Raw genomic sequence first — 16,404 nt, forward strand, 5'->3', positions numbered from 1 at the left:
GGGGGGAAGGACGCACCTTGCGCATCAGAAGAGGCACGACCCTGGCGTTGGCGGTACTGACCGCCGGGCTGCTCGCCGCCACGATCCCGGGAGCCGCCCAGGCCGCCGCCGCGCCGACTGCCACCCCGCTGTCGTTGCCGGCGGTGTCCGACGTGGTGTCCGCCGGTGACCGGGTCTTCGTCAGTGGAGGCCGTTCCTCCACCGACGTCGTGGTGGCCAACGCGACGGGTGCGGTGGTCGGCACCCTGTCCGGCCTGCCCGGCCCCACCGACCTGCTGCTCAGTGCCGATCGGCAGACCCTCTACGTGGCGCTGCCCAGCGCCAACGCCATCGCCGCCTTCAACACCGGCACGCTTGTCGAGTCGGCCCGGTACGACACCGGCGCGGGCGAGTGCCCGTCGTCGCTCGCGTTGACCGGGCGCTACCTGTGGTTCGGCTACGGCTGTGACCAGTGGGGCGGCAACATCGGCCGGATCGACCTGGGACGCCAGCCGGCCCTGGTGACCACCGGGGTGGCCACCGGCCAGGACTTCTACGGCGCTCCGCTGCTGACCGCCGCCAGCCAGAACCGTTCGGTGTTGCTGGCCGGGCAGTCCGGGTTGAGTCCCGCGTCGGTGTACGCGTACACGATCGGCGCCGGGGGCGCACTGAGCGCGCCCCGGGAGAACGACTTCATGGCGGTCGGCAGCAACCTGCGAGACATTGCGCTCGACCCCACCGGCACCACCGTCTTCACCGCTTCCGGCTCCCCGTACAAGGTGCAGGCGTTCCCGTTCGCCGACATCAGCACCCCGTCGGCGACCTACGACACCGGTGCGTACCCGAGCGCGGTGGAGGTGTCCCGCGACGGCACCAAGATCGCCGGCGGAGCGGACGCCTCCTATGACCCGGACGTGTTCCTCTTTCGGGCCGACGGCACCGAGCTGGCCCACTTCGAACTGAACGACGAGCTCAGTCCTGGCGCGCTGGCCTGGGCGCCCAACGGAGCCCGGGTCTACGCGGTGTCCTACGACTGGACCGGGAGCAGCCCCGTCACCCTGCACGTCCTGCCCGTTCCGGCCGGCTGACCGGCCCGCCGGCGGATCGTCGGCGTGTGCGGGGCCGGGCCAGACGGTCCGGCCCCGCCCGGGAGCGCGGGTTCGGTTCCAGCCTCCTCCGTCGGGGCACTAGCCTCACCAGAATGAGTCACGGCTTCGAGACGCTCGCCATCCACGCCGGTCAGGACCCTGAGGCCCGCACCGGCGCGGTGATCCCGCCGATCTACCAGACCAGCACGTACGCGCAGGACGCCGTCGGTGCGCCCCGGCTCGGCTACGAGTACAGCCGCTCCGGCAACCCGACCCGCGACGCCCTCCAGGAGTGCCTGGCCGCGCTGGAGGGCGGGCCGGTGGGCCTCGCCTTCGCCAGCGGGCTGGCCGCGGAGGACACCCTGCTGCGGGCCGTCTGCCAGCCGGGCGACCACGTGATCATCCCGGACGACGCGTACGGGGGCACCTACCGGCTCTTCGCCCGGGTGGCCCAGCGCTGGGGCCTGGAGTTCAGCCCGGCCAAGGTCTCCGACGTGGCCGCCGTCCGGGCCGCCGTGCAGCCCGGCCGGACGAAGATCATCTGGGTGGAGACGCCGACCAACCCGCTGCTCGGCATCGCCGACATCGCCGCCCTGGCCGGTGTGGCGCACGACGCCGGCGCGCTGCTGGTGGTCGACAACACCTTCGCCTCGCCGTACCTGCAGCAGCCGATCGCGTACGGCGCGGACGTGGTGGTGCACTCCACCACCAAGTACATCGGCGGGCACTCCGACGTGGTGGGCGGCGCGCTCGTCGTCGCCGACGCCGCGCTCGGCGAGGAGCTGCGCTACCACCAGAACGCGATGGGCGCGATCAACGGCCCGTTCGACGCCTGGCTCACGCTGCGCGGCATCAAGACCCTCGGCGTACGGATGGATCGGCACTGCGACAACGCCGAGCGGCTCGCCGCGTACCTCGACGGGCACGCCAAGGTGGCCGAGGTGCTCTACCCCGGGCTCCCCTCGCACCCCGGTCACGAGGTCGCCGCCAAGCAGATGCGCCGGTTCGGCGGCATGATCTCGTTCCGGGCCGCCGGCGGCGAGGACCACGCCGTGGAGATCTGCAACCGCACCAAGCTCTTCGTGCTCGCCGAGTCGCTGGGCGGCGTGGAATCCCTGATCGAACACCCCGGCCGCATGACACACGCAAGTGCTGCCGGCTCGCCGCTTGAAGTTCCCGGCGATCTCGTGCGACTGTCTGTCGGCATCGAGACGGTCGACGACCTGCTCGCCGATCTGGAGCAGGCGCTCGGCTGACCGCTGGGGAGGATGGCCGTGCAGGACATCATGGCGACCTGGGTCGGGGCGACCGCCAAGCAGATCGCCCGGGGCGTACGCCGGGGTGACGTCTCGGCCACCCAGGTCGTCGCCGACCACCTGGAGTACATCGCCTCGGCCGACCGCGAGCTGGCCGCGTTCCGCGCCGTTCGCGGCGGCGAGGCGATCACCGAGGCCGAGAAGGTCGACGAGCAGGAAGACCTTGCCAACCTCCCCCTGGCCGGGGTGCCGGTGGCGGTCAAGGAGAACACCCCGGTCGCCGGGCTGCCCACCTGGAACGGGTCGGCAGCCGTACGCACCGACGTCGCGGAGGCCGACCACGAGGTGGTCCGCCGGCTGCGCGGCGCCGGCGCGGTGATCCTCGGGGTCACCCGCATGCCGGAGCTGGGGCTGTGGGCGCTCACCGACGACGACAGCGCGGTCACCCGCAACCCGTGGGACAACACGCGTACCCCCGGTGGCTCCTCGGGCGGCGCCGCCGCCGCGGTCGCCGCCGGTCTGGTGCCGATCGCGCACGCCAACGACGGGCTCGGCTCGATCCGCATCCCGGCCGCCTGCTGCGGCCTGGTCGGTCTCAAGCCCGGTCGGGGCGTGGTGCCCTGCCAGCTCGGCGCGGACGACTGGTTCGGCCTCACCGAGCACGGCATGCTCACCAGCACCGTCGCGGACGCGGCAGTCGGCTTCTCGGTGCTCGCCGGCCGGCGAGCGGAGAAGCTGGTCCCGCCGCAGCGGCTGCGGGTGGGCGTCTCACTGCGCTCGCCGGTGCGCGGCGTCTCCCCGGACGCGCCCAACCGGGACGCGGTGGCCACCGCCGGCCGGCTGCTCGCCGCCGCGGGGCACGACACCGTGCCGGCCGATCCGGTCTACCCCACGGCCCTGGGCCTGCAGGGCATCGCGACCTGGTTCGCCGCTGCCGCCGCCGACGTCCGGGCCGCCGGGTTGGACCGCCGTGGCCTGCAGCGTCGTACCCGGCGGCATGTCGCGCTGGGCGAGTGGGCGCAGCGCAGAGGCTACGTCCGGGAGGCCGACCGGGCCGCCTGGCGGCAGCGGTCGGTCGACTTCTTCACCGACCACTCCGTCGACCTGCTGCTCACCCCCGCGCTGGCCAGCGCCCCGCCGGAGGCCGGACGCTGGTCCGAGCGGTCCTGGCGGGCGAACATGTCGGCAAACATCCGGTACGCCCCGTACGCCGCGCCGTGGAACATTGCCGGCCTGCCCGCGATCGTGGTGCCGGTGGGCCGTCGACCGGACGGCCTGCCGGTCGCCGTGCAGATCGTCGGTCCGCCCGGCTCGGAACTGCTGCTGCTCGGCGTGGCCGGTCAGTTCGAGATGGCCGCCCCGTGGCCGCGGCACGCCCCCGGTTACCCCCTCGTCGGCACGGGGTCGCCGGCCGTCGCATGATCGTCTAACGTGTGCGCGCACCGTCGCGCGGACCCGAAGGACACCCATGCGCTGCCAGACCTGCGGGGACGCCACGTCCACCGAGCACAACGACTGCCAGCGCTGCCACACGCCGCTGGGGCAGCCCGCCGTCACGCCGGGGTTGCCGACCTACCGCGTCCGTGGGATCGGCCTGGCCGCAAACGTCGCCGTCGGCGCGACAGCCGTGTTCTACGTGGTGGTGTCGCTGTCCCCGCTGATCGGCATCGTCATGGCCCGTCAGGCCATGGCCAACGACGACACGGACCTGCTGCTCGGCGCGGCCGTCGTCGGAGGGCTGTTGGCGCTGCCCATGGTGGTGGCGCACCTCACCGCAGCCGTGCTGGTGATCATCTGGACGTGGCGGGCCCGGAAGAACACCGACGCCTTCCCGGGCGCGCTGCCGACGCTCGGGGCCGGCTGGGCGATCGCCGGCTGGCTGGTGCCCTTCGCGAACTTCGTGGTGCCGGCCCGGGTGGTGGCGGGCGTGGCGCGGGACAGCCTCTGGCGGCGGTTCACGCCGTCCCTCGTGGTCGTCTGGTGGTGCGCCTGGCTGGTGTTCAGCGTCGGCGGGCGACTGACCAGTCGCGCCGACGAGAAGGCGTACGACAGGTTGCCGGAGACCCCGTTCAACGACGTCGGCTACCAGGCGTACGTCGACTACTACGGCGACTCCCTGCTCCGCAACGCCCTGCCGGCGGTGGCCTGCGCGGTCTCCGCGGTGACGCTGATCCTGCTGATCCACCGGATCTCCGCCGCGCAGGAGGCCCGGATCGCCCGCGCCGCCCCGGTATGGCCGACCGCCCCGATGTGGCCGGGCGCCCCGGTCTGGCCGGCCCAGGCGTGGCCGGCGGCCCCGGCCGTTCCGGCGGTTTCCGCCGCCCCGGCCCCGGCGGCGCAGCCTGCCTCGGAGGGGGCGCCGGGGGCCACGCCCAACTCGTGATCGACTCCGGGGCGCCGATGTTGTGGTGTCGGGGCGCGGTTGATACCGCGACGTCGGGAATGTCGAGTGGATCAACCCGGTGTCGCCGCAGGGGGCACCGGGGCCGGGTGGCACGATCGGGGCATGACGGAACTGGTCGGCCTCGACGACGTACGGGCTGCGCGGAAGCTACTCGCCGACGTCGTCCGGACCACCCCGCTGGAGCCCTCCCGGCCACTGAGCGCGGCACTGGGCGGACCGACCTGGCTCAAGTGCGAGAACGTGCAGCGCGCCGGCTCGTACAAGGTGCGGGGCGCGTACGTGCGGATCTCCCGGCTCTCGGCGGCCGAGCGCGAACGCGGCGTGGTCGCGGCGAGCGCCGGTAACCACGCGCAGGGTGTGGCCCTCGCCGCCGGTCTGGTCGGCACGCACGCGACTGTCTTCATGCCGGTAAACGCGCCGCTGCCGAAGGTCGCCGCCACCAAGGGTTACGGCGCGCAGGTCGAGCTGGCCGGCAACACGGTGGACGAGTCGCTGGTGGCCGCGCAGACGTACGCCGAGCGCACCGGCGCGGTGCTCATCCACCCGTTCGACCACCCGGACGTGATCGCGGGGCAGGGCACTGTGGCGTTGGAGATTCTCGAACAGTGCCCGGACGTGCGGACGATCATCACCGGCGTGGGCGGCGGCGGCCTGATCTCGGGCATGGCGGTGGCCGCCAAGGCACTGCGGCCGGACGTACGCATCATCGGTGTGCAGGCGGCCGGCGCGGCGGCCTTCCCGCCCTCCCTGGTGGCCGGGGAACCGGTCCGGCTGCCGGCGTTCGCCACCATCGCGGACGGCATCGCGGTCGGGCGGCCGGGGGAGATCACCTTCAACCACGTCCGCAAGCTCGTCGACGAGATCGTCACGGTCACCGAGGAGGACATCTCGCGGGCCCTGCTGATGCTCCTGGAACGCGGCAAGCAGGTCGTCGAGCCGGCCGGAGCGGTAGGCGTCGCGGCGCTGCTGGCCGGGGTGGTGGAGGTGGAGACGCCAGTGGTCGCGGTGCTCTCCGGCGGCAACATCGACCCCCTGCTGATGCTGCGGGTGATCGAGCACGGTCTGGCGGCCGCCGGACGATACCTACGGGTCACGGTGCGGTGCTCCGACCGGCCCGGGCAGCTCGCCTCGTTGCTGAGCCAGATCGCCGAGCACCGCGCCAACGTGGTGGACGTGGAACACCAGCGGGCCAACCCGCACCTGAGCCTCGGCGAGGTGGAGGTGGCCCTGTCGGTGGAGACCCGCGGCGTGGAGCACTCCGACACGCTGATCAGCGCGCTGCGCGCCAGTGGTTACCAGGTGGTCTTCGCCGCCGAGGCGTGACACCGACGTGTGTCACACCTCGGCGGCGGCACGCCTCGGTCGGCGCTCAGGCGCCCTCGGGGCGCTGGTGCCCGGTGGGATCGGCGACGGTGGTGCGGGGCCGCGTGGCTCTCAGCCGGAGAAGGGCTCGAAGCTGACCACTGTCACCTTGATGTCGGCGCCGCTCGGTGCCGTGTAGGTGCAGGTCTGCCCGGCGCGACCACCCAGGATCGCCTTGCCGAGCGCCGACTCGGGGCTGTAGACGGTGAGGTCGGTGGTGGCGGCGATCTCCCGCGAGCCGAGCAGGAAGGTCTCGGTGTCGTCGGCGTCGTCGTCGAAGTAGATCGTCACGACCATGCCGGGCGACACCGCGTCGGCCGTCGGGGCCTCGCCAACCTTGGCGGTGCGCAGCAGCTCCTGCAGGTAGCGGATGCGACCCTCGGCCTTGCCCTGCTCCTCGCGGGCGGCGTGGTAGCCACCGTTCTCGCGCAGGTCGCCCTCCTCGCGGCGGGCGTTGATCTCGGCTGCGATCGCCGGACGGTTGGCGATGTGCTCGTCGAGCTCGGCCTGGAGGCGGTCGTACGCGTCCTGGGACAGCCAGGTGGCGGGCGCCTCGTTGCCAGTGGACACAGGCGTTCTCCTCGGTTGTGCGTGCTGGCTGACAGGTGAACTACCAAGTTACCAGTGCGGTACGACACAGCGTGTCGGCGATCACCGCCGGTGTCCGGATCCGGCACGGGCGGTAGACCCGTCGGGACGGGTTGCCCGAGGGCGTTACGGGGTGACGTGTCCGCAGCTCAGGCGGGAGGCCGGCAGCGCAGCACCTCGCCGATGAACGGTCGGGCGGAGGTGCTCAGCCGGTGCCGGGTGGCGACGTGCCGGTCGCCGGGTGCGGCGGTCACCGTGATCTCCGTACGGGCCACCTCGACGCCGGCGCGGTCCCGGGCGCGCAGCACACAGACCGCCGATCCGCCCGGCGGCACGGTCACCCGGAAGTCGACAACCACCTGACTGTCCGTGATGTCGGTGTACGTGATCACCTGGGCGTCGTAGACCGGGTCGCCGTACTGCCGGTAGAGCCGCAACGAGATTAGGCTCAGCACCGCCACCAGCACCAGGAGCACCAGCGCGGCCAGCAGCGTACGGCGGCGGCTTCCGCCGGGTGCCCGGCGTCGGCCGTAGCGCCCGGCCGGGAAAACCGGCGTGCCCGGTGAAATTGTGGCGTGCGTCTCGGTCACCGGCGGGTATCTCCTGGCGTTGTTGTCGGCGGCATCGGCAAGAATGGCAGGAGTCCATCCTCCCAGCCCGGCCAAACGGCAGGAATGGCAGGTCGGGCCCCCGTGGTGCCGACCGGCGGCGGGGTGCGGAGGGTCCCGGCAGGTCAGCCGGTCGAGCCCGGTCGGGTCTACCGTCCGGCACAGACGAGGAGCGCCGAAGTTGGCAGAGCAGCTGCGTCTCATGGCCGTCCACGCGCACCCGGACGACGAGTCGAGCAAGGGTGCGGCGACGATGGCGAAGTACGTCGCCCAGGGGGTGGACGTGCTGGTGGTGACGTGCACCGGCGGTGAGCGCGGCAGCGTGCTCAACCCCAAGCTCGACCGGCCCGACGTCTGGGCCAACATCGCGGACATCCGACGCGCCGAGATGGACGCCGCCCGGGCGATCCTCGGCGTCGACCAGGCCTGGCTCGGGTTCGTCGACTCCGGCCTGCCCGAGGGTGACCCGCTGCCGCCGCTGCCCGAGGGCTGCTTCGCTCTCCAGGACGTCGAGGTGGCGGCCGGCCCGCTGGTGCGCCTGATGCGTGAGTTCCGTCCGCACGTGGTGACCACGTACGACGAGGAGGGTGGCTACCCGCACCCGGACCACATCATGTGCCACCGGGTGAGCGTGGCCGCGTTCGAGGCCGCCGGTGACCCGGAGCGCTACCCGGAGCTGGGTGCCCCCTGGCAGCCGCTGAAGCTCTACTACGACATCGGCTTCTCCAAGGCCAAGATCATGGCCCTGCACGAGGCCATGCTCGCCACCGGCGGTGAGTCGCCGTACGAGGAGTGGCTCAAGCGCTGGGACGAGCGTCCGGACAAGGGCCCTCGCATCACCACCCGGGTGGACTGCGCCGAATACTTCCCCGTCCGTGACGACGCGTTGCGCGCCCACGCCACCCAGGTCGACCCGGACGGCTTCTGGTTCCACGTGCCCATGGAGCTGCAGCAGCGTGCGTGGCCGACGGAGGATTTCGAGTTGGCGCGCACCGTGGTGGACAGCCCGCTGCCCGAGTCCGACCTCTTTGCCGGAGTGCGGGAGACGGCGCACGCCGGCTGATACCCGGCCGGGGCTACTGTGGTAGGTAATCGCACATCGGAGGAACGCCATGCTGACCGCTGCACAGGTGCTCGCGGAGAACAACTTCGGGGACACCCGCACGGGTGGCCTGGCCGGGCCGATGGGTCTCTTCCTCATCCTGCTGTTGGCCGCCGCGACCATCCTGCTGATCCGCAACATGAACGCCCGACTGCGGCGTCTGCCCGACCGGTTCCCCCAGCCGGGGCGGTCGGTCGATGCGACCAGGACCGACGCTTCAGTCGTCGATCCGACAGACGGGATCAGCGCGCATGATTCATCCACGCCCGCTCCCAACGGGCACCAGCAGCAGCGGAACGGGTAGTCCGGGCATGATTCACGCCGAACCGGGTGGTGGACCCCTGTTGCGACCACCCGGTTTGGCTTAGCCTTCCGCCGGGGGGACCAAAAGTCCCCGAGCCGTGCGCGGAAGGGGGCGCCGATGACTGTCACAGCACCGGCCGCCCGCCGTACCGTTGGCCGGTCGGCTGACGGGGGAGGTCGATGAGCTCCCGCCCGGCCGGCGACCCGTTCGACCGGCTCGGGGTCCACGGCATGCCTGCCCGGCTGCTCGTGCTGACGGCTGCGGTGACGGTGACGGCTCTCGTCGCCGCCGTGGTCGGTCTGACCCTTCCGACCGGGCTGCCGTCCGACGATCCTCTCGGTGGTCCGGCCCGCTTCGGCATCGCCGTAGCCGTCCTCGCCGTGGCCCAACTCGCCCGGCTCCGCTTCCGCAGCTCCGCCGGGATGGTCAGCATCACCTGGGGCGAGGCGGCCCTGATCGTCTGCCTCTATCTCGCGCCGGCCGGCTGGCTGCCGTCGGCCACACTGCTCGGCACCGGGCTGGCCTGGACGGCGCTGTCGCTGCACAGTGACCGCCGTCCGCCGCTGGAGATCGTCCGGATCGCCGCGTCGCTGACTGCCGCGTCCGCGCTGGCCGTGTCCGTGACCACCGCCCTGGGGCACCCACTGCTCACCGCGCCGACACCGATGTTGGCGCTGGCCGTGATCGCCGGTTCGGTGACCTACCTCCTGGTGACCGCCTGGCTCGGTGGGGTGACGCTGGGGCTGCGACACGGGCTGCCCATCGGGCCGCCGCTGCTCGCCGCGCTGCGCAGCAAGCTGCTGATGTTCGTGGGTAACGTGGCGGTCGGCCTGGTCGTGATCGCGTTGCTGGAGCTGGATCCGCGCTGGTTGCTGCTGCTCCCGCCGTTGCTCTGGCTGCTGCAACAGACCTACCGCTACCGGCTGCGCGCGGACCAGGAACGCCGTACGTGGCGTGCCTTCGCCGAGGCCACCGCGGCCCTCAACCAGCTCGACGAGCGGGGCGTGGCCAGCGCGGCGGTGACCGGCGCGCTGGCGCTGTTCAACGCCGAACTGGTGGACGTGGACGTGGCCCGGGCCGACGGCAGGTGGCGCCGCTACCGGGGGGACGCCGGCGGTCAGCTGCTCGACCGGGAGGTGAGCCCTCCGGACCGGTCCGAGCCCGACGAGTACGAGTTGGTGCGGCCCCTGTCGGTGGGCGCCGCGCCGGTCGGCCAGCTACGGGTCCGGTTCCCCCGCTCCGCTCCACCCGCGATGAGGGAACGGGACGCGGTGGCGGCGTTCGGCGATGCGCTCGCCGCGGCCCTGCACGACGCCGCGACCCATCGTGAACTGCGGCTGGTCACCGCCCGATCGTCGTACGAGGCGGTGCACGACCCGCTCACCGGTCTGGCGAACCGCACGGCGATGCTCGGCAAGGGCGACCAGTCGCTGCGGCAGCTCGCCCACGATCACCCGGTTGCGCTGCTGCTGCTCGACATCAACCAGTTCAAGGAAGTCAACGACACTCTCGGGCACGCGGCCGGCGACCAGTTGCTGCGGCTCACCGCCAACCGGCTCAGCGCGCTGGCCCGGCCCGGTGACCTGCTCGGCCGACTCGGAGGCGACGAGTTCGCGCTGCTGCTCACCTCGGTCCCCGTGCTCGGCGATCGGGCCGCGCCGATGGCGCACGCGCTGCGGCAGGCTCGTGAGATCGCCGAGCGGCTGGCCGCACCGACCGAGGTGGCCGGGGTGCGGATGTCCATCGAGGTCTCCGTGGGGGTGGTGGTCGCCGACGCCGGCACCGCCGACCTGACCGAGCTGCTGCGCCGCGCGGACATCGCGATGTACCAGGCCAAGGAGGGCGGCGGCAGCGTCGCCGCGTACGACAGCACCCGGGACGCGGCCAGCACCGACCAGTTGGCTCTGCTGGCCGAGCTGCGTGAGGCGCTGAAGGTGGACGACCAGTTGGTGCTGGCGTTGCAGCCGGCGGTCGACCTGGCCACCGGCGCACCCACCGGTGTGGAGGCGTTGATCCGCTGGCAGCATCCCCGGCGCGGCTGGCTGAGCCCGGCCGACTTCATCCGCCCGGTGGAGAACAGCGAGCAACTCGGCACGTTCACCCGCTACGTGCTGGACAAGGCGCTCGGCGTGGCTGCCGGCTGGGCCCGCGACGGGCTGGACGTCCCGATCTCGGTCAACCTCTCGGCGCGCAGCCTGCTCGACCCGCGGCTGCCGGCGGAGATCGCCGACGCGCTGCGTCGACACCAGGTGCCACCGCACCGGCTGGTCCTGGAGATCACCGAGACTGTGGTGATGAGCGAGCTGGAGATCATCGACGAGGTGCTCGCCAAGCTCCGGTCGATGGGTGTGCAGCTCGCGGTGGACGACTTCGGCACCGGTTTCTCCTCGTTGACCTTCCTCACCCGGATCGCCGTGGACGAGTTGAAGGTGGACCGCTCGTTCGTGATCCGGATGGCCGACTCTCCGGAGGCTGCGGCGATCGTCCGGACCACCGTGGGGCTCGCCCATGAGCTGGGGCTGCGGGTGGTCGCCGAGGGCGTGGAGACGGCCGAGCAGCGACTGGCCCTGGCTGAGCTCGGCTGCACGTCCGCGCAGGGCTACCACTTCTTCAAGCCGATGCCGGCGGACAAGATCGGTGCGGTGCTCGGGTCGCTGCGCGATTCGGCCGAGTCGAACGTCTTCCGCCTGCGCGCCGACGGCGCCTCCTGACCGACCGCGCCAGCAGCGCCTCCGGAACGCTCGCGCGGCCTCACCCGCCTGCCGTGCTCGATGTCGGACGGGGCATTCGATCGCCGCGGAAGGCTCTACAGTCGATTGAGCCTCGTGGATCTACCAGGCTGCGGGGCCGTCCCATCCACCTGCCGAAGGGGCAGCATGCGACTTTTCCGGAAACGTCCCGTGCTCGCGGCGGCGCTCGCACTGACCGCCGCGACGCTCGGCGCCCTGGCGGTCACGTCACCCGCACAGGCCGCGCCCGAGTCCGCCTCGCTGACGGTCACCGGCGACGCGGACGATCCGATCAGCCAGGGCGACGGCGCGTCGTTCTCCACCGCCGCGGGCGACGGCTTCAACGTCTGGGGCACCGAGAACCACCTCACCGTCCAGGTCTTCGACCCGCCAGCCGGGCCCTGGATGCTCGACCTGAGCGCGCCGGTCGGCCAGCCGCTGACCGTGGGCACCTACACCGGCGCCACCGAGTACCTCTACGAGAGCCCGCTGCCCGGCATCGCACTGGCCGGTCACGACCGGATCTGTCCGTACGGGCAGACCGGCTCCTTCACCGTCACCGACATCTCCTGGGGCCCGCACGGATATCTGGAGCGGTTCGACGCCACGTTCGAGCAGCGCTGCAACTACTCAACGGGCTCGGCCCGGGGCGAGGTGCACGTGGCCAACCCGCCCGCGCCGCCGGTGCTCGCCGTCGGCGTGGCCGTGGCCCGCGCGGGCACCATCGACGCCGCGACCGGCGAGGTGACGGTCGGCGGCACTGTCACCTGTACCGCGCCCGCCACCGTCTACGTCGAGGGTGGCCTGACCCAGACGTGGCCCGGCAGACGCGCCGAGGGCAACGTCCGGGCGGAGGTTGCCTGCACCCCGGGCGCCCCGATCGCCTGGACGTCGAGTTCGCAGTCGTTCAGCGAAACCCCGTTCCGCAAGGGCGACGTCGAGGTCTCGGCGAACGCCAGTTCCTACGACACCACGTACAACGTCTTCGTCAGTGACGAGACCACCGCGCGGGTGGCGGTGCGGCGAGGCTGAGGCGCACCCGGCCCGGGCCCGTGTGGCCCGGGCCGGGTGACCGCCCGGCGCGGCCCGGCGGCGGTGGTTATGGTCGTCGGGTGAACCGACTCGCCGACTCCACCAGCCCGTACCTGCTCCAGCACGCCGACAACCCGGTCGACTGGTGGCCGTGGTGCGACGAGGCGTTCGCCGAGGCGAAACGGCGTGACGTCCCGGTGCTCATCTCGGTGGGCTACGCGGCCTGCCACTGGTGCCACGTCATGGCGCACGAGTCGTTCGAGAACGAGCAGGTAGGCGCCCTGCTCAACGACAACTTCGTGTCGATCAAGGTGGACCGTGAGGAGCGCCCGGACGTCGACGCCGTCTACATGACCGCCACCCAGGCGATGACCGGTCAGGGCGGCTGGCCGATGACTGTCTTCGCCACCCCGGACGGCACCCCGTTCTTCTGCGGCACCTACTTCCCGCGCGCCAACTTCACCCGGTTGCTCCAGTCGGTCACCACCGCCTGGAAGGACCAGCGCGCGGAGGTGCTGCGCCAGGGCGCCGCCGTGGTCGAGGCGATCGGCGGCGCGCAGGCCGTGGGCGGCCCCACCGCCCCACTGGACGGCCCGTTGCTCGATGCCGCGGCCGGCAACCTCGCCAGTGGGTACGACGAGACGAACGGCGGCTTCGGGGGCGCCCCGAAGTTTCCGCCGCACATGAACCTGCTCTTCCTGCTGCGCCACCACCAGCGCACCGGCGACCCGCGCAGCCTGGAGATCGTCCGGCACACCGCCGAGGCGATGGCGCGGGGCGGCATCTACGACCAGCTCGCCGGCGGCTTCGCCCGCTACTCGGTGGACGCGCACTGGACGGTGCCGCACTTCGAGAAGATGCTCTACGACAACGCGCTGCTGCTGCGCGTCTACACGCAGCTCTGGCGGCTGACCGGCGACCCGCTGGCCCGCCGGGTCGCCCGGGACACGGCCCGGTTCCTCGCCGACGAGCTGCACCGGCCTGGGGAGGGCTTCGCGTCCGCGCTGGACGCCGACACCGAGGGCGTCGAGGGGCTCACCTACGCGTGGACACCCGCCCAGCTCGTCGAGGCGCTCGGGGAGGACGACGGCCGCTTCGCCGCCGACCTGTTCACCGTCACCGCCGAAGGCACCTTCGAGCACGGGATGAGCGTGTTGCGGCTCGCCCGGGACGTCGACGACGTCGCGCCCGAGGTCCGGGCCCGCTGGCAGCGGGTGGTCGGGCAGTTGCTCGCGACCCGCGACACGCGACCCCAGCCGGCCCGCGACGACAAGGTGGTGGCCGCCTGGAACGGGCTGGCGATCACCGCGATCGCCGAGTTCCTCCAGGTCGCCGCGCTGTACGCGTCGCCGAAGGACGAGGACGCCAACCTGATGGAGGGCGTCACCATCGTCGCCGACGGCGCGATGCGCGACGCCGCCGAGCACCTGGCCACCGTGCACCTGGTCGACGGCCGACTGCGGCGGGTCTCGCGCGACGGCAGAGTCGGTCAGCCGGCCGGGGTGCTGGAGGACTACGGCTGCGTGGCCGAGGCGTTCTGCGCCATGCACCAGCTCACCGGCGAGGGTCGCTGGCTCACGCTTGCCGGTCAGCTGCTGGACACCGCGCTGGAGCACTTCGCCGCGCCCGGAGGCGCCTACTACGACACGGCCGACGACGCGGAGCAGTTGGTGGCCCGGCCGGCCGATCCGACCGACAACGCCACCCCGTCGGGTCGGTCCGCCCTGATCGCCGGCCTCGTGTCGTACGCCGCGCTGACCGGGGAGACGCGCTACCGCGAGGCCGCCGAGACCGCGCTCGCCACCGTGGCGCCCATCGTCGGGCGGCACGCCCGCTTCGCCGGGTACGCGGCCATGGTCGGCGAGGCGCTGCTCTCCGGGCCGTACGAGATCGCTGTGGCGACCGACGACCCGGCCGGCGACCCGCTGGTGGCCGCGGCGCGGCGGCACGCCCCACCCGGAGCGGTGGTGGTCGCCGGTCGTCCGGACCAGCCCGGGGTGCCGTTGCTCGCCGACCGGCCGCTTGTCGACGGACGCTCCGCCGCGTACGTCTGCCGGGGTTTCGTCTGCCAGCGGCCCGTCACCTCGGTCGACGAGCTGGTCGCCGAGTTGGGGTGAGCCGTAGCGCCCGGTAGTCGCCGGAATCGCCCACCTGGGCGGCCCGTCCGGCGCTACCGAGGTGGGTCTCCGGCCCTCCGGATCGCCACGTCGGCCGCCCGGATAGGCTGGCCGCGCTATGGATTCCCGTACCGGTCTCCCCGTTGTCGGCATGGTGGGCGGCGGCCAGTTGGCCCGGATGACCCACCAGGCCGCGATCGCCCTCGGCCAGTCACTGCGTGTGCTCGCGAGCGCCCCCGACGACGGCGCGGCCCTGGTCGCCGCCGACGTCCAGTACGGCGACCACACCGACCTGGCCGCCCTGCGCACCTTCGCCAAGGGCTGTGACGTGGTCACCTTCGACCACGAGCACGTGCCGTCCGAGCACATCCGCACCCTGGCGGCCGAGGGGGTGACCCTGTACCCGCCGGCGGACGCGCTGCTGCACGCCCAGGACAAGCAGGTCATGCGGGAACGCCTCACCGAGCTGGGCGCGCCCAACCCGGCGTGGCGGCCGGTCGGTGAGCCCGCCGACCTGGTCGGCTTCGGTGAACAGGTCGGCTGGCCGGTGGTGCTCAAGGCGGCCCGGGGCGGCTACGACGGTCGGGGCGTCTGGATGGTGGACGACGCCACCCAGGCCACCGAGCTGGCGACCACGCTGCTCGCCGGCGGCACCCGGCTGATCGTCGAGGAGCGGGTGCCGCTGCGTCGCGAGCTCGCCGTGCAGGTGGCCCGCTCGCCGTTCGGGCAGGTGGCCGCGTACCCGGTCGTCGAGACGGTCCAGCGTGACGGCATCAACGTCGAGGTGCTGGCCCCGGCGCCCGGCCTGGACGAGGAGCTGGCCGTCACCGCCCAGCAGCTCGCCATCGACCTGGCCACCGCGCTCGGGGTGATCGGCCTGCTCGCCGTGGAGCTGTTCGAGGTGCGCGACGACGCGGGTCGACCGGCGATCGTGGTCAACGAGCTGGCGATGCGCCCGCACAACTCGGGGCACTGGACCATCGAGGGCGCTCGTACCTCCCAGTTCGAGCAGCACCTGCGGGCGGTGCTGGACTACCCGATGGGTGACACCGCGCTGACCGCGCCGGTGGTCGTGATGGCGAACGTCCTCGGCGGTGAGCCGGGCGGCATCTCGATCGACGAGCGGCTGCACCACCTCTTCGCCGCCGAGCCGGGCGCCAAGGTGCACCTCTACGGCAAGCAGGTACGCCCCGGCCGCAAGATCGGGCACGTCACGGTGCTCGGCGACGACCTGGACGACGTGCGAGCGCGCGCCGCGCGAGCTGCACGCTGGCTGCGCGCGGGGCACGAGTGAGCCACGGTTTCGACAACGACGAGAGGGCCGCAGTGAGCACGGTTGGGCTGATCATGGGCAGCGACTCGGACTGGCCGACCATGCGGGCCGCCGCCGAGGTGCTCGACGACTTCGAGGTGTCCTACGAGGTGCGGGTCATCTCGGCACACCGGACCCCGGTCGCGATGATCGACTACGGTCGCGACGCCGTCGACCGTGGCCTCAAGGTGATCATCGCAGGCGCCGGTGGTGCGGCCGCCCTGCCGGGAATGGTCGCCTCGGTGACCCCGCTGCCGGTGATCGGCGTGCCGGTGCCACTGAAGCACCTCGACGGCATGGACTCGCTGCTGTCCATCGTGCAGATGCCGGCGGGGATCCCGGTGGCCACCGTGTCGATCGGCAACGCCCGCAACGCCGGCCTTCTGGCCGTCCGGATCCTCGGCGCCTCCGACGAGACCCTGCGCGCAAGGATGGTGACCTACCAGCAGGAGCTGGAACAGCTCATCAAGAGCAAGGACGCGGCCCTCCAGGCCACCCTGCCCTAACCCAGCCCCACCCAGGG

Annotated in this window: 14 protein-coding genes; 12 read left to right on the plus strand and 2 right to left on the minus strand. The window is 72.5% G+C overall.

Translation table 11 applies throughout. The annotated features are described in order from the left end of the window. Nucleotides 1-17 precede the first annotated feature (17 nt). The 5 genes from ACGFIE_RS11630 to ilvA all read left to right on the plus strand — a co-directional run bounded on the left by ACGFIE_RS11630 (nt 18) and on the right by ilvA (nt 6,050). Nucleotides 18-1,067, plus strand: a complete 1,050-nt coding sequence (locus tag ACGFIE_RS11630; RefSeq protein WP_393293610.1) for a hypothetical protein — start codon at nt 18-20, stop codon at nt 1,065-1,067. A gap of 113 nt (nt 1,068-1,180) precedes the next feature. Further along, entirely contained in the window at nt 1,181-2,323 is a 1,143-nt protein-coding gene (locus tag ACGFIE_RS11635) for a cystathionine gamma-synthase (protein ID WP_393293612.1), read from the plus strand. A gap of 12 nt (nt 2,324-2,335) precedes the next feature. Next, complete coding sequence (locus ACGFIE_RS11640; protein WP_393293614.1) at nt 2,336-3,745, plus strand: amidase; 1,410 nt, start codon at nt 2,336-2,338, stop codon at nt 3,743-3,745. Between the two features lie 46 nt (nt 3,746-3,791). Next, nucleotides 3,792-4,706: a DUF4328 domain-containing protein gene (locus ACGFIE_RS11645; RefSeq protein ID WP_393293617.1), complete on the plus strand. Its 915-nt coding sequence runs from the start codon at nt 3,792-3,794 to the stop codon at nt 4,704-4,706. Between the two features lie 123 nt (nt 4,707-4,829). Further along, entirely contained in the window at nt 4,830-6,050 is a 1,221-nt protein-coding gene (ilvA, locus tag ACGFIE_RS11650; protein WP_363678612.1) for a threonine ammonia-lyase, read from the plus strand. Nucleotides 6,051-6,161: 111 nt separating this feature from the next. On the opposite strand, the gene greA is transcribed toward ilvA, so the two are convergent. Together greA and ACGFIE_RS11660 are read right to left on the minus strand one after the other, a co-directional pair. After that, nucleotides 6,162-6,659, minus strand: a complete 498-nt coding sequence (gene greA / locus ACGFIE_RS11655) for a transcription elongation factor GreA (protein WP_266248993.1) — start codon at nt 6,657-6,659, stop codon at nt 6,162-6,164. Between the two features lie 167 nt (nt 6,660-6,826). After that, nucleotides 6,827-7,267: a DUF4307 domain-containing protein gene (locus ACGFIE_RS11660; protein WP_393293619.1), complete on the minus strand. Its 441-nt coding sequence runs from the start codon at nt 7,265-7,267 to the stop codon at nt 6,827-6,829. A 199-nt stretch (nt 7,268-7,466) separates the two neighbouring features. Between ACGFIE_RS11660 and mca the strand changes: the two genes are divergently transcribed. From mca to purE, 7 genes are all read left to right on the plus strand, one after another. Continuing rightward, nucleotides 7,467-8,348 carry a mycothiol conjugate amidase Mca gene (mca, locus tag ACGFIE_RS11665; RefSeq protein ID WP_363678616.1) on the plus strand — a complete coding sequence of 294 codons (882 nt, stop codon included), beginning with the start codon at nt 7,467-7,469 and terminating at the stop codon, nt 8,346-8,348. 49 nt (nt 8,349-8,397) lie between these two features. Beyond that, the gene (locus ACGFIE_RS11670; RefSeq protein WP_393293622.1) at nt 8,398-8,691 is read left to right on the plus strand and encodes a hypothetical protein; all 294 of its coding nucleotides are present in this window, start codon (nt 8,398-8,400) and stop codon (nt 8,689-8,691) included. A gap of 230 nt (nt 8,692-8,921) precedes the next feature. Further along, nucleotides 8,922-11,402 (plus strand): putative bifunctional diguanylate cyclase/phosphodiesterase, encoded by a 2,481-nt coding sequence (locus ACGFIE_RS11675; RefSeq protein ID WP_393294633.1) that lies wholly within the window; start codon nt 8,922-8,924, stop codon nt 11,400-11,402. 165 nt (nt 11,403-11,567) lie between these two features. Further along, nucleotides 11,568-12,452 carry a hypothetical protein gene (locus ACGFIE_RS11680; RefSeq protein ID WP_393293624.1) on the plus strand — a complete coding sequence of 295 codons (885 nt, stop codon included), beginning with the start codon at nt 11,568-11,570 and terminating at the stop codon, nt 12,450-12,452. 80 nt (nt 12,453-12,532) lie between these two features. Continuing rightward, the gene (locus tag ACGFIE_RS11685) at nt 12,533-14,569 is read left to right on the plus strand and encodes a thioredoxin domain-containing protein (protein ID WP_393293626.1); all 2,037 of its coding nucleotides are present in this window, start codon (nt 12,533-12,535) and stop codon (nt 14,567-14,569) included. 118 nt (nt 14,570-14,687) lie between these two features. Beyond that, on the plus strand, nt 14,688-15,863 hold the full coding sequence (locus tag ACGFIE_RS11690; protein WP_393293628.1) for a 5-(carboxyamino)imidazole ribonucleotide synthase: 1,176 nt from the start codon (nt 14,688-14,690) through the stop codon (nt 15,861-15,863). Nucleotides 15,864-15,895: 32 nt separating this feature from the next. Further along, entirely contained in the window at nt 15,896-16,387 is a 492-nt protein-coding gene (gene purE, locus ACGFIE_RS11695) for a 5-(carboxyamino)imidazole ribonucleotide mutase (RefSeq protein WP_393293630.1), read from the plus strand. Nucleotides 16,388-16,404: the final 17 nt, after the last annotated feature.

The sequence above is a fragment of the Micromonospora sp. NPDC049275 genome, from assembly GCF_043197115.1.
Taxonomy (GTDB): domain Bacteria; phylum Actinomycetota; class Actinomycetes; order Mycobacteriales; family Micromonosporaceae; genus Micromonospora.